Origin of the sequence: Hamadaea sp. NPDC050747, assembly GCF_040654195.1 — a bacterium.
Taxonomy (GTDB): Bacteria; Actinomycetota; Actinomycetes; order Mycobacteriales; family Micromonosporaceae; genus Hamadaea.
Genome location: NZ_JBFAHM010000016.1, coordinates 43444 through 56908, shown reverse-complemented (window position 1 = coordinate 56908; position 13465 = coordinate 43444). Strand labels below are relative to the sequence as shown.

Annotated in this window: 9 protein-coding genes; 5 read left to right on the top strand and 4 right to left on the bottom strand. The window is 72.0% G+C overall.

The genetic code is table 11. The features are described from left to right. Positions 1-91 precede the first annotated feature (91 nt). Both AB0H43_RS32800 and AB0H43_RS32795 read right to left on the bottom strand, forming a co-directional pair. Positions 92-2566 carry an ABC transporter permease gene (locus tag AB0H43_RS32800; protein ID WP_360005795.1) on the bottom strand — a complete coding sequence of 825 codons (2475 nt, stop codon included), beginning with the start codon at positions 2564-2566 and terminating at the stop codon, positions 92-94. After that, complete coding sequence (locus tag AB0H43_RS32795; protein WP_360005793.1) at positions 2563-3297, bottom strand: ABC transporter ATP-binding protein; 735 nt, start codon at positions 3295-3297, stop codon at positions 2563-2565. The genes AB0H43_RS32800 and AB0H43_RS32795 overlap by 4 nt, the downstream gene beginning before the upstream one ends. Positions 3298-3435: 138 nt before the next feature. On the opposite strand from AB0H43_RS32795, the gene AB0H43_RS32790 reads away from it, so the two are divergent. Further along, positions 3436-4080 (top strand): LysE family translocator, encoded by a 645-nt coding sequence (locus tag AB0H43_RS32790; protein ID WP_360005791.1) that lies wholly within the window; start codon positions 3436-3438, stop codon positions 4078-4080. A 96-nt stretch (positions 4081-4176) separates the two neighbouring features. Here AB0H43_RS32790 and AB0H43_RS32785 read toward each other — a convergent pair whose 3' ends face one another. After that, complete coding sequence (locus tag AB0H43_RS32785; RefSeq protein ID WP_360005789.1) at positions 4177-5070, bottom strand: NADP-dependent oxidoreductase; 894 nt, start codon at positions 5068-5070, stop codon at positions 4177-4179. A 71-nt stretch (positions 5071-5141) separates the two neighbouring features. Between AB0H43_RS32785 and AB0H43_RS32780 the strand changes: the two genes are divergently transcribed. Beyond that, positions 5142-6155, top strand: coding sequence for a helix-turn-helix domain-containing protein (locus tag AB0H43_RS32780; protein ID WP_360005787.1), 1014 nt, complete (start codon positions 5142-5144; stop codon positions 6153-6155). Beyond that, complete coding sequence (locus AB0H43_RS32775; RefSeq protein WP_360005786.1) at positions 6152-6652, top strand: DinB family protein; 501 nt, start codon at positions 6152-6154, stop codon at positions 6650-6652. Before AB0H43_RS32780 ends, AB0H43_RS32775 begins: the two co-directional genes overlap by 4 nt. A gap of 126 nt (positions 6653-6778) precedes the next feature. Here the strand turns inward: AB0H43_RS32775 and AB0H43_RS32770 are convergent, their stop codons facing one another. Then, entirely contained in the window at positions 6779-7663 is an 885-nt protein-coding gene (locus AB0H43_RS32770) for an alpha/beta hydrolase (RefSeq protein WP_360005784.1), read from the bottom strand. A gap of 57 nt (positions 7664-7720) precedes the next feature. Between AB0H43_RS32770 and AB0H43_RS32765 the strand changes: the two genes are divergently transcribed. Both AB0H43_RS32765 and AB0H43_RS32760 read left to right on the top strand, forming a co-directional pair. Next, positions 7721-9661, top strand: coding sequence for a BTAD domain-containing putative transcriptional regulator (locus AB0H43_RS32765; RefSeq protein ID WP_360005782.1), 1941 nt, complete (start codon positions 7721-7723; stop codon positions 9659-9661). Positions 9662-9771: 110 nt separating this feature from the next. Further along, positions 9772-13389 carry an SdrD B-like domain-containing protein gene (locus AB0H43_RS32760; RefSeq protein WP_360005780.1) on the top strand — a complete coding sequence of 1206 codons (3618 nt, stop codon included), beginning with the start codon at positions 9772-9774 and terminating at the stop codon, positions 13387-13389. Positions 13390-13465 lie beyond the last annotated feature (76 nt).

The following is a 13465-nucleotide window of genomic DNA, read 5'->3' as shown; positions in this document are numbered from 1 at the left end:
TGTAGCTCGCATGATCATTGCGTCGGCCATGCTGCTTGCGGCGACGAATTGTCCGTTGAAACGACGTGGCTGACGCAATGATCACACCTCCTCAGATCGGCCGGACGGAGCGCAGCACCAGGCGTGCGGGGAGGGTTCCCGCGGCCAGGCCGAGCAGGCCGACCACCCCGAGCAGCCCCCCGTACGCGACGGGGTCGACGATCAGCCGCAGCGTCCCGTCCTGGGCGGTGCTGAACGCCGCGACCACGACGGTGGTGACCACGATCCCGAGCGCCAGCCCGACCGCGACGGTCAGGACGGCTTCCCGGGCGGTCATCCGGCGGATCTGGCCGGGGGTCGCGCCGAGCAGCCGCAGTTGGCTCAGCTGCGCCCGCCGGGCGGCCGCCGCCACCGCGAAGGTGTTGACGACGGCGATCGCGGTGAATCCGAGCGAGACGGCGATCATGATCTCCCAGGCGCCCTGCCGCTCGTCGGCGTCGCCGGACGCCTGCGCCTGCGGCGGCACGACGTGCATGCCGTCGAGCGCGAGCGAGCCGTGGAACGCGACCGAGGTGACCACGCCTCGCGGATCGTGCGCGGCGACGAGGTCGGCCGGGGCGAGCAGGTCGCCGAAGCCGCGGTTGTTCGCGAAGACGCCGGTCAGCTTCAGCTCGGTCGCGTAGCCGTCGGGCAGCCACACCTTCACGGTGTCGCCGACCTGCCAGCCGTTGGCCCGCGCCAAGTATTCGCTGGCGGCCAAGCCGGGCGAGCCAGTCGCACCGCCCTCGGCCGGGGCCGTGCCGCCATCGGCCAGGGTCGCACCGCCCTCGGCTGGGGCAATGCCGCCGGGCAGGTTGCCGACGGTGAAGCTCAGGTCCAAAGTGGGCTTGCCATGCTGCTGGATGCCATAAGCCGCGTAGTCCTCCGGCTTGCCGCCCTCGTCGACGATCAGCCGGGTCGGCAGCAGCGCGGTGTAGTCGCCGGTGCCCGGGAGCGCGGACAGGGGGAGCGCTCCGGTTGCGATGGACGAGCCGGAGAGGCGGGCGCGTGACTGGTCCGCCGCGAGATCGGCGGACAGGGCGCTGTTGAGCAGCATCGGCGCGTTGATCGCCACCATCAGGGCGAGCGGCACCGCGACCGAGGTGACCCGGCGGTTCTCGGCCCGGGTGAACGCGCCGGCCAACCAGCCCGCGATCCCCGTCAGCCCGGCCAGCCGGGACAGCAGCCCGCCGAGCAGGCGGACCAGCAACGGACCGGTCGCGCCGACCGCGCTCAACAGCAAGGCGCTGGAGATGAACGTCATGCCCATGCCGAACGGGCCGTCCAGCGGCACGACCGCGAGGATGACGAGCGCACCCGTGGTGCAGACCGCGGCGGCCAGCGTACGGAACACCCAGCCGGTCCGGCCCTCGACGAGGGTCTCCTGCAACGCCTGCGCGGGGGCGATCCGGATCGCCCGGCGGGCGGCCAACCGGGCGCTGAACTGCGCGACCAGGACGGTGACCGCGATCGCGGCGAGCAGCACGCCGACGTTGAGGCGTACGGCGAACTGCGGCGGCACCGCGCCGAGGTCGCGGAAGCGGGCGGCGATCACCTCGGCCACCACGACGCCGAGTGGACCGCCGACGATCGCCGCGACCAGCGTCACGAACAGCGTCTCGGCACTGAGCAGCCGCCACAGTTGGCGGGGCGTCGCGCCGGTCGCCCGCAGCAGAGCCAGCTCCCGCAGCCGCTGCCGGACCGTCAGCGCGACCGTGCCGGTCAGCACGAACACCGTGGCGAACGAGGTGATGCCGATGACGAACCCGAAGATCGAGATCGCCCCGATGTAGTCCGGCAACGCCGACGGCAGATCCGCCTTGACCTTGTCCGGTCCTTCGTGGACGGCGTCGGTGCCGAGCGCGGCGCTGACCGCGTCGGCCGACACGGTGCCGAAGATCGCGTACGCGGTCGGGCCGGTCAGCCCGGAGATCGCCGCGACGTCGGTGTCGGCGACGAAGACGGCTTTCTGCTCGTCGAGCCGCTGCGCCAGTACGCCCGACACGACCGCTCGGCGGACTCCGGTCCGGCTGACCATCAGTACCTGGTCGCCGGTGTGCAGCCCGAGCGAAGGGTCGACGGCGATCTGGCCCCTCGCCGGGACGCTTCCACTCTGGAGGGTGAAGGGCATCAACGCGGCGCTCGCCCAGCCGTGGCCCACGGCGTTCCCGGTCGGCGATCCATCCATTGTGGTCAGACTGAGCGGGAAGGCGTAATCGGCCGTCACCTGCTCCACGCCCGGGAGCCCGGCCACCTGATCGCCCCAGGCGGAGGGCAGTGCGGGCGCGCCCGAGAGCCGTTCGGTCTTGGTCTTCGTCTTGTGTTTGCCCTTGCCCTTGTCCTTGACGGTGGTCAGGCTGACCTCGCGGTCCCCGCCGACCATCAGCGCGGCGGCGTCGAACCGGTGCGTCGTCGGGCTGGCGGTCAGCACCGAGAACAGCAGCAGCGCCGCCCCGCCGATGAGCGCCACCGCCAGCACGGCGGCCACGAACGTGCCCAGGAATGCGGCCAGGCGGCTGCGCAGCCCGGCGAGCGCGAGGCGGATCACTTGGTCACCGCCATCATCTCGTGCGCGATCAGCTCGGCGGTCGGCTCCGGCAGGTCGCGGACGATCCGGCCGTCGGCGAGGATGACGGCCCGGTCGGCCCACGCCGCGGCGGCGGGGTCGTGCGTCACCATGATCACCGCGGTGGCGTACTCGTCGACCACGGAGCGCAGCAGCGCCAGCACCTCCCGGCCCGACTGCAGGTCCAGAGCGCCGGTCGGCTCGTCGGCGAAGATCACCGCGGGACGCCCGGCCAGCGCGCGGGCCAACGCCACCCGCTGCCGTTGCCCGCCGGACAGCTGCGCCGGGCGCGCGTTCTCGCGCCCGGCCAGACCGACCTTGGCGAGCACCTCGCGCGCCCACGCCCGATCCGGGCGGACCCCGCACAACCGCTGCGGGAGCAGCACGTTCTGCTCGACGGTCAAGGCGTCGATCAAGTTGTACGCCTGGAAGACGAACCCGGTGTGCTGACGGCGGACGACGGTGAGCCTCGGTTCGCGGAGCGCGCCGAGTTCCTGTCCGGCCAGGCGTACCCGGCCGGCGTCGGCCCGATCGAGCCCGGCCGCGCATTGCAGCAGCGTCGACTTGCCCGATCCGGACGGTCCCATGACGGCGGTGAAGGTGGCGGCCGCGAAGGACAGGGACACTCCGTCGAGGGCTCGGGTGGTGGTGTCGCCGCTGCGATAGGTGCGGCGTACGTCGGTCAGCTCGACGACGGGGGTGGCGTTGTTCATGATCATGATCTTGTCAGGGTCGCCGGCGGAGGGTGAGACGGTCAGCAGGTGTCTTCCGGGGTATGGCCAGCCATGGGGTGGGCCACCGGAACGCGATTGGCCTTCGACAGCGGCCGCGCCACCTGCGATCGTTGGCTCATGATCAGCTTCGGTGCGCTGCTGGGCGTGGCGACGGTGGCGCTCGGCATGGTGCTCACCCCCGGCCCGAACATGATGTACGTCGTCTCCCGCAGCATCGGCCAGGGCCGCCGAGCCGGGCTGATCTCGCTCGGCGGGGTGGCCGTCGGCTTCGTCGTCTACATCGTCGCCACCGCGCTCGGCCTGTCGGCGCTGTTCGCGGCCGTCCCCGAGCTGTACCTGGCGGTGAAGATCGCCGGCGCCCTCTACATCGGCTGGCTCGCCTGGAAGGCGCTGCGACCCGGTGGCGTCTCGGTCTTCGCGCCCGTCGAGGTGGAGGCGCACCCGCCGCACAAGCTCTTCCTGATGGGGCTGGTCACGAACCTGCTCAACCCCAAAGCCGCCATCATGTACGCGTCGATGATCCCGCAGTTCCTCGACGTCGAGGCCGGGCACCTGTTCTGGCAGAGCGTCCAGCTCGGCGCGGTGCAGTTCTGCGTCAGCATGGCGGTCAACGGCGCGCTGATCTTCGCGGCGGGCACGATCGCCGTCTTCCTGTCCCGCCGTCCGAGCTGGCTGCGGATTCAGCGGTACGTCACGGGGACGCTGCTGGGCGCCATCGCGGTGAAGCTCGCGACCGACACGAGTCGGCCCGTGCCCGCCTAGTACGGCCCCTGCTCCGCTGAACAGCGGCCGCTCATGATCATGGTCATTTCTTCGTCGCCATGACGACTCGGAAATGACCATGATCAAGCGGCGGGTCTACACGGTGAGGACGATCTTCCCGGTCGTCCGGCCGCTCTCGCTGAGCGTGTGCGCCTCGGCCGCGGAGGCGAGCGGCAGCACTGTGGATACTTCCGGACGCAGCCGGCCGGCCTCGACGAGGGCGACGATCTCCCGCAGCCCGGCGTAGTCCGGCTCGACGAGGGTGAAGTTCTCGTCGGGCTCGGTCAGCCGGATCAGCTTCCCGCCCGGCCGCAGTACGCGCTGCGACCGCGGTCCGTAGTCGCCGCCGACGGTGTCCAGGACGAGGTCGACGTCGCGTACTGCCTCGGTGAAGTCGACCGTGCGGTAGTCGATCACCTCGTCGGCGCCGAGCCGGCGTACCAAGTCGTGCTTGGCGGCGCTGGCCGTCCCGATGACGTACGCCCCGCGCGCCTTGGCGATCTGCACGGCGAGGTGGCCGACTCCGCCTGCCGCCGCGTGGATGAGCACCCGATCCCCGGTACGCAGCCCGCCGGTCTCGATCAGCGACTGCCATGCGGTCAGCGCCGCCAGGGGGAGGGCGGCCGCCTCGACGTGACTGAGCCCGGCCGGTTTGCGGGCGAACTGGCGGGCGGGCGCGGTCACATATTCGGCGTACGCCCCGGCCTGCCGGGGGAACCACGGCATCCCGAAGACCTCGTCGCCGGGCTGATAGAGGGTGACGCCGAGGCCGACCTCCTCGACGACGCCGGAGACGTCGTAGCCGAGGATCACCGGGTCCTGCCAGTAGCCGGCACCGCTTCGGCGGGACTTCCAGTCGGTCGGGTTCACCCCCGCACCGTGGACCCGCACCAGGATCTCCGTCGCGATCGGCGACGGCCGGTCCACCTCGATCAGTTCCAGCACTTCGGGGCCGCCCCAGGTCCGGGCGCTCACCGCACGCATCTTCATGCGGTCCAGCTTGGCGAGCGCGGGACGGCGTCACGAGTGGCCGGATGGTCACCTTCCGATAAGATCTGGCCATGTCGTCAGTGCACAAGGTCGCGGTCCTGGCTCTCCCCGGCGTCATCCCGTTCGAGCTGGGCATACCGTCCCGCATCTTCGGCGCGGCCGACGACGACGGACGGCCGCGCTACGAGGTGGCGGTGTGCACGCTCGACGGTGGTCCGGTGCGCACCGAGGCCGGCTTCGGCATCACCGTCGACCACGGGCCGGAGCTGCTCGCCTCGGCCGACACCGTGGTCGTGCCGCCGTTTCACCCGCTCGACGCCGTCGCGCCCGGTTCGCCGGTGGCCGCCCAGCTCGCGTCGGCGCTCGCTTCCCTCCCGGCCGGTACGCGGAAAGTCGCGATCTGCACCGCCGCGTACGCGTTGGCCGTGTGCGGTCTGCTCGACGGCCGCCCGGCGACCACGCACTGGCATGAGGCAGACGAGTTCCAGCGGCGCTTCCCGCAGGTGAAGGTCGATGCCGGGGTGTTGTTCGTGGATGACGGCGACGTCCTGACCTCGGCCGGTGTCGCGTCCGGTGTGGACTTATGCCTGCATCTGATCCGCCGCGATCACGGCAGTGACGTCGCCGCCCTGGCGGCCCGGCGCTGCGTGGTGCCGCCGTGGCGCGACGGCGGTCAGGCCCAGTACGTCGAGCGCCCGGTGCCGGTGGAGTCCGGCGTCGGCACCGCCGCGACGCGGGAATGGGCGCTGCGCCGGCTGGCCGAACCGTTGTCGTTGCAGCAGCTGGCCGCGCACGCGCGGATGAGCGTACGCACCTTCACCCGGCGGTTCCGGGACGAGGTCGGGATGACTCCCGGGCAGTGGCTCATCCGGCAACGGGTCGACCACGCCCGTGCTCTGCTGGAGAGCACCGATCTGCCGATCGAGCTGATCGCCCGGCGCTCCGGCTTCGGCACCGCGCTGTCGTTGCGCCAGCATCTGCGAGCGGCGGCCGGGGTGTCCCCGGCGGACTATCGGCGGACGTTCCGGGCCCGGGATTCGGCGATCCGGGAGATGTCGGTGGGTGCCGCTACCGTGCACCCATGATCGACACGAGCGCGCGGGTGCGTCCCCTCGAAGACGGTGGCGAGCGCGAAACCCTCATCGGCATGCTCGACTTCCTGCGGGCGACCGTGGTCCTCAAGGTGGCCGGGCTCACCGACGAGCAAGCGGCGTCGCGGTCGGTCCCGGCCTCCGCATTGACCCCGGCCGGGCTGGTCAAGCACCTGACGGGAGTGGAGCGCTACTGGTTCAGCATCGACTTCGCCGGGCACGATCTGCCCGAGCCCTGGGGTGATGCCAACCCGGGTGCGTTCGCCGTCGAGCCGGGGGACACCTTGGCCGGTCTCGTCTCGGCATACGAGGCGGAGTGTGCCCGGTCCAACGCCGCCATCGTCGACGCCGATCTCGACGAGCGGGCGCACGCCGACGGGAACTCGTTCACCCTGCGCTACGCGTTGACGCACATGATCGAGGAGACCGCCCGGCACTGCGGCCACCTCGACCTGCTCCGCGAGAGCATCGACGGGCAGACGGGCCAATAGCTCGACGACGCTGGAGGCGTGCCGAGCCAAGTCGCGAGACCGCGTTATCCGGGAAAACGCGGTCTCGTCGGGTGTCCAACGCCGCGCCATCCCGGATAACGCGCCTCAATCCGCAGCGCGCAGGCGTCAGCGAGCGAGCAGCTCGCGAAGGATCGAGGCGATCTCGCCGGGTGCCTCCTCCGCCATGAAGTGCCCGTAGGCGACGGTCCGATGGTCGAGGTCAGGCGCCCAGGCCCGCCATCGGGCGGCGGCGTCGAAGCCGAGCGCGGCACCCCAGTCCTGCTGGAGCACGGTGACCGGCATCCGCAGGTGGGTGCCCGCTGCTTGATCGGCAAGATCGTGCTCGACGTCGACGGTGGCCGAGGCGCGATAGTCGGCGACGATCGAGGGGACGGCCGCCCGGCAGGCGTCGAGGTACGCCTGACGGACCTGAGCCGGGATGGCGTCCGGGCGACCGGCCCAGAGGTCGAGGAAGTGGCCGAAGAACGCGTCAGCGCTCGCCTCGATCAGCTGCTCGGGCAGGCCGGGGGGCTGTGCCATCAGGTAGAGGTGGAAGCCGACGGCGGCTGTGGTGCCGTGCATGACGTCCCACATGTCGAGCGTCGGCAGCACGTCCAGGCAGGCCAGATGGGAGACGGCGGCCGGATGGTCGAGTCCGGCCCGGAAGGCCACCAATGCGCCGCGGTCGTGTCCGGCCAGGGCGAACCGGTCGTGCCCGAGCGCCTGCGCGACGGCGACGACGTCGGCGGCCATGGTGCGCTTGGCGTACGTGGTGTCGCCGGACGCGCCGGCAAGCGGCTTGTCGCTGTCGCCGTAGCCCCGGAGGTCCGGCACGATCACGGTGTGGTCGGCCGCGAGGTCCCCGGCGACGTGCCGCCACATCAGGTGGGTCTGCGGGAAGCCGTGCAGCAGGACGATGGGCCGTCCCGATCCGGCGTACGCGACATTCAGCCGGACCCCGCCGGAGCCGGGCAGGGTGGCGTACTCGAAGGAGGGAATGCGTGCTGTCATGCGTCCACGGTGCGGCGCGCCGATGAGCAACGGATAAGCAGCGCTACGCTGCGCCGGGTGCGGGTCGAATTCGGGGTGCTCGGGCCGGTCGCCGCCTGGTCGGGCGAGCACGAGCCGGTCGCACTGCGGGGTCCCCGGCATCGGGCGGTGCTGGCCCGGCTGATCGTGGCGCGGACGCGCCTGGTGCCGCTCGACGTGCTCATCGATGATCTCTGGCCGGTGCCGCCGGAGAACGCCGCCGCGGCGGTCCGGACCTTCGTCGCCGATCTGCGCCGGGCGCTGGAACCGGACCGGCGGCCGCGTACGCCGGCGAAACTCCTGGTCACCGAGGGTCCCGGGTACGCACTGAGAACCGATGCGGTGGACGCCTGGCGGTTCGAAGACGCGGTGCGGACGGCGTCGAAGAGCGCTCCGGCGGTGGCGGCCGAGCGGCTGGCGGAGGCGCTGACCTGGTGGCGCGGTCCGGCGTACGCGGACTTCCCGGACGAGCCGTGGACCCGGCCGGACCGGACCCGGCTCAACGAGCTGCGGTCGCAGGCGGTCGAGGCGCTCGCCGAGGCACGGTTGGAGCTGGGGCAGGCCGCAGCCGTGCTCGGGGATCTCGATACGCATACCGCCGAGCACCCGTGGCGGGAGAACGCCTGGCGGCTGCTGGCGCTCGCCCTCTACCGCGACGGACGGCAGGCCGAGGCGCTCGGCGTCCTCCGGCGCGCTCGCGAGATGCTGTCCGAGCAGCTCGGTCTCGATCCCGGTCCGGAGTTGGCCCGCCTCGAGGCCGGCATTCTGCGGCACGATCCGGCGTTGCGGCCGCTCGCGGGGCAGGTGTGGAGTGCGGCGACCACGGCCTTCGACCGGGCGCTCGCCGCCGACGCGCGGCTGCGTCTGGAGTCCACTGTGGGCATTCTGCGCGGGCTGGCGGTCACGGGCGGCACCGGCTTGCAGACGTCGCGGGAGCACCGGCTGGCCGCGGTCGCCGCCGCGGAACAGCTCGGCGACCCCGACCTGACCGCTCGGGTCATCGGCGCGTACGACGTGCCGGCCGTCTGGAGCCGGGTCGACGACCCGGACCAGGCCGCGCGGATCGTGGCCGCGGCCCGCCGCACGCTCCTGGCGTTGCCCGAGGGCACACCGGTCGGTCCGCGCGCGCGTCTGCTCGCCACCATCGCTCTGGAATCCCGAGGGGTACGCGAGCCGCAGCCGGCCGAGGCCGCGCGGGAGTCGGTGGCGCTGGCCCGGGATCTCCAGGATCCCGGCGTCCTGGTCTTCGCGCTCAACGGCCTGTTCATGCAGAGTTTCGGCCGGTGCGGGCTGGCGCCGGCGCGCGACGCCATCGGAGCCGAGCTGATCGAGGTGTCCGCCCGGCACGGGCTGCCGACGTACGAGGTGCTCGGACACCTCGTACGCCTGCAGGCGCGCAGCGCGCTCGGCGACCTGGCCGGAGCCGCCCGGTACGCCGAAGCCGCCGACGAGCTGGCGAACCGGCACGATCTGCCGCTCGTGCGGGTCTTCACCACCTGGTTCCGAGCGCTCCGGCAGGCGGTCGACGGTGACCCCGACGAAGCCGATTACGCCTACCGCGCCGCCGCCGGGACGCTCACCGACGCGGGGATGCCCGGGTTGTCGGCGGGCCTGCTGCCGTTGGCGTTGCTGGGCTTGCGGCTGACGACCGGCCGTCCGATCGGGGATCTCGGCGATCTCGGCGGCTGGGGTCCCTACGAGCCGTGGGCGCGCCCGTTGCTGCTGCTCGACGAGGGTGCGCCCGATGCTGCTCGGGTGGCGCTGCGAGGCCTGCCCGATCCGCCCGCCGATCACGTTCAGGAAGCCCTGTGGTGTCTCGCCGGCCGGGCGGCGATCGCGGTGGGAGACGAGGATCTCGCGCGCCGGGCGTACGCGGCGCTGCTGCCCGCGGCCGAGGAGGTGGCCGGCGCCGGCAGCGGGATGGTCACCTTCGGTCCGGTCACTGCGCAGCTGAAAGCCCTGGTCGCAGCCATCGGGTGATACCCGGGGTTCGCACGGGATTTCCGCCGTGTCGAGGTTGACTCCGCACGATTGTCACGCTCTGCTAGTAAGCGACTACTTTGTGTGATTTGTTGTGATCTGGGGGGACCGTGGACCTTCACGGCGAGACTTCGCGCAGGCCGTTCTGGCGTCAGCGCACCGTCGCGCTCGCGTGCGCGCTGGGACTCGGCATCGGTGGCACCGTCACCTTCATGGGCGTCGCGTTCGGTGCGTCGGGCACGCTGGCCAGCCAACTGGTCCTGGTGAGCAGCGGCAGCCGGCCGTTCGACGCCACATCGGGTCCCGGCAAGGACGACTCGCCCATCGACGAGGTGGTGCGGACCAGCGACACCGTGACCTACCGGGTGGACCTGTCGAGCCGGGGCACCGTGGACGAGGTCACGGCGAACCTGGTGACCGCCGGACCGGCGACCTTCCAGACCGTCCCGCCGCTCTGCACCAACCGCGAGGACGCGATCAGCCGCGACGGCAAGGCCATCAGCTGCGACATCGGCGCGCAGACGAACCAGACCAACGGCGTCGAGTTCAGCCTCAAGGTCGACGGCGACGCCGCCGACGGGGCCGAGGTGAAGACCACGGCCACGGTCGCCGGCCAGGGTGTGGCGGCGGTCCCGGCCGGGGAGTCCACTGTGGTCGTCTCGGCCGCACCGGAATGGGACCTGTCGGCGACCGAGGCGCAACCGCTGATCACCGGCGGCGCGCGCGACGGCGTCTACGGCAACTTCATCGCCTTCCCGCTCGCGATCCTCCACCGGGGACCGGGCGTACGCGGGGTGGAGGCGCTCAATCCGGCGCTGTCGTTCGGCGTCGACCTGAGCAAGCTGTACGAGGCGGAGGCGCCCGGCACCGGCGACTGGCAGCTCGTCGGGTGTTCCCCCAACGGCGTCGGCGACCCGGTGTTCCCGGCCCTCCCCGGTACGCGAGACTTCGGCAACCCGGCGACGATCGGCTGCACGCGTACGGGCGACACGGTGGACGTGGTGCTCGACGGGCTCGACACGAGCATGAAGCAGTCGCCGCTGCACACCTACGGCAACCTGCCGCTGCCCCTCGAGACCACGTACGCCTTCGCCGGCAAGCTGGTCGTCTTCATCCCTGGTGAGGATCTGCTGAAGTACGGCGAGTCCAAGCAGGGCGTCAACTTCCTGCGGCTGCGGGCCGAGCTGCCGCGGCTCGCCGTGAAGAGCATCTCGGGGGCGCTCAACGAGGGCGACCTGCCGACGAACAACGCGGCGAGCACCGAGCTGAACGACGCCGCCGCCGGTGAGATCGCGACGCTGTTCGGCTCCGAGATGGCCAACGGCGACGCCACCATGGTCGCGCCGGGCCGGGAGACGCCGCTCGACCGCAAGGGCAAGATCACTCCGGGGACGAAGTACACCGTCCAGGTCGTCTCCAAGAACCTCGGCAAGGTCCCGCACGGTGAACCGGGCCGGGTGTGCGCGGTGTTCGACAACTCCGTCCAGCAGCCGACCGGCCAGTACGCCGCGGTCGCCGGGCTCGCCGACGGCGGCAAGGAACCGGTGCCCGGCGCACAGCTGTCGTGGGGCGTGGGCACTGGACCGGTCGGCCCGGCGAGCGGCTGTGGCGACGACGAGGCCACGTGGTATCCGTCGCTGGACGCCGTGCCCGGCGGAGCCGCCGAGGTCGACCGCGCTCGCTGGATCGTCACCGAACCGCAGCCGGTCGGCTCCTACTACCGGTTCGTGCTGGAGGAGAAGATCTCGCCGTCGGCCACCGACGGTACGGAGGTCAAGACGTGGGGCCGGGCGAGCTGGGCCGGGCGTCACGGCGGCGCGGAGGAGCGCCCGGCGCCCGACGACGTCAGCGCGGTCGGCCCGATGTCGGACCGCATGGTGGTGCTGGCCTCGGCTGCCCGGGTCACCGTCAAGACGGCGGAGACGGCCGACAGCGCCGAGCGCCCGTCGGACGACCTTCAGTCGGTCCAGCCGGACCAGCCGGTGCGGTTCATCGTGCAGGCCACCTTGACCGACAGCACCGCCAAGGTCGGCCGGGCCTGCCCGGTCAGCGTGGAGGTAAAGCTCCCGGCCCAGGTACGCGTCGTCGACGCCGCCGCGAGCCTCACCCCGGCCGCCACGACGAAGCTGCCGGACGGATCGACGAGCCTGCGCTGGGAGCTCGGCGAACGGCACATCAACGAACTGCTGCCCGCCATCGATCTGCGGACGAGCGTCACCAAGGACGTCTCGGCCGGGCACGACCTCACCGCGATCGCGACGATCTCGACCGTCTGCGACGTGTCGCCGGCCGAGGACCGTACGGCGTCGCGCTCGCTGACCGTGACCGGGCAGGGGGCGTACCGGGTGGTCATGGAGGCCGCCGCGCCCGCCGTGGCGGTGGGGGACGACGTCTCCTTCCTGCTCAAGGAGACCAACGCCTGGACCAGCCCGGTCCGCTCCAGCGACCTCATCATGAAGGTCCCGGCCAGCGGCGACGTCGCGAACACCGACGTCAGCGGCCCGGTCGTCCTGGAGAAGGTGCAGGCTCCGGCCGGCGCGACCGTCCGGTACACCGGCGTACCCGGCGATCGGATCGACCTCGACGTCAACGACAAGTCCAACCAGCCCGGCGGCGACACCGCCTGGTGCCTGGCGGAGGAGTTCGGCCGGGAGCGGTGCCCGGAGAAGACGGCCGCCGTCACCGGCATCCGGGTCAGCTCCACCGTCCCGCTGGCCGCCAACGGCACCCGGGTGACCACTGTGGTCCTCGACGCGCCGCAGTCCAAGGACGCCGAGGAACTCGGCGGGGTGTTCGGGGCCAAGGCGGACGGGCTGGCACTGCCGGTCCGGTCCAACGACCTGACCGTACGCCTGCTCGCGGGTTCGGTCAGCGGGCGCGTCTGGCGGGACCTGGACCGCGACGGCGTACGCGACGACGGCGAACCCAGCCTGGCCGGGATTCCCGTCAAGCTGACCGGAGACCCGGAGAACTGCACGATGAGCGAGCGCCGGACGACGACCGACGCGCAGGGCCGCTACCGGTTCGCCGAGTTGTGCCCCGGCTCCTACCAGGTGGATCTCGACGCTCCGCCCGGATCCCGGTTCACGACGGAGAACGCGGTGGCCGACCCGCAGCGGGACTCCAATGTGAACTCCGACGGCACCTCCGCGCCGTTGGCCGTACGCCGCCTGTTCGTCGCCGCGGCGACCGGTCGACAGCTCGACGACGTCAGCGACCTCCCGGCAGTCGACGCGGGCCTCGTCACCGAGGCCGCCCCGGCGACTCCGATCGCGACGACCAGCGGTGGCGCGCCGGTGCCCACCACGGCGCCGGGTGGCGGGACGCCAACGGCGGGCAGCAGTGTCGATCCGGTCGGCGCCACCTCGACCGCCGTGGCCGCACCGACGTCGGGAGCGAATCCGATCGGGTCGACGCCGTCCGCCGGCAGCAACCCGACCGCGTCGACGCCCGGATCGAGCGGCGGCACCGAAGATCCCGGCGTCGGCACGCTGGAGGCTCCGGTGACCTCGTCGGCAACCGACGGATCCACGACCGGAACCGACGGGACGGGGTCCCCGACGGCCGGAGCGGACTCGACCACCACGTCGGACACGACGGGCGCGGACGACCTGCCGCACACCGGCGCACCGGGCTGGCTGTGGCCGAGCGTGTTCACCGGCACCGCCGCGGTCCTCATCGGCGCGCTGTTGCTGATCATCACGTTGCGGCGGCGGCGCTTCGAGTAACGCATCCGCGTGCGCGCTGGATCAGGGATCCCGGTCGAATCTTGACCGACCGCACTCCTGGCGGCTCGCCCAAGAG

Bases quoted from the DNA above. Each gene is read 5' to 3' on its own strand.
- AB0H43_RS32795 (WP_360005793.1), bottom strand. From the start codon at position 3,297: ATGAACAACGCCACCCCCGTCGTCGAGCTGACCGACGTACGCCGCACC.
- AB0H43_RS32790 (WP_360005791.1), top strand. From the start codon at position 3,436: ATGATCAGCTTCGGTGCGCTGCTGGGCGTGGCGACGGTGGCGCTCGGC.
- AB0H43_RS32785 (WP_360005789.1), bottom strand. From the start codon at position 5,070: ATGAAGATGCGTGCGGTGAGCGCCCGGACCTGGGGCGGCCCCGAAGTG.
- AB0H43_RS32780 (WP_360005787.1), top strand. From the start codon at position 5,142: ATGTCGTCAGTGCACAAGGTCGCGGTCCTGGCTCTCCCCGGCGTCATC.
- AB0H43_RS32775 (WP_360005786.1), top strand. From the start codon at position 6,152: ATGATCGACACGAGCGCGCGGGTGCGTCCCCTCGAAGACGGTGGCGAG.
- AB0H43_RS32770 (WP_360005784.1), bottom strand. From the start codon at position 7,663: ATGACAGCACGCATTCCCTCCTTCGAGTACGCCACCCTGCCCGGCTCC.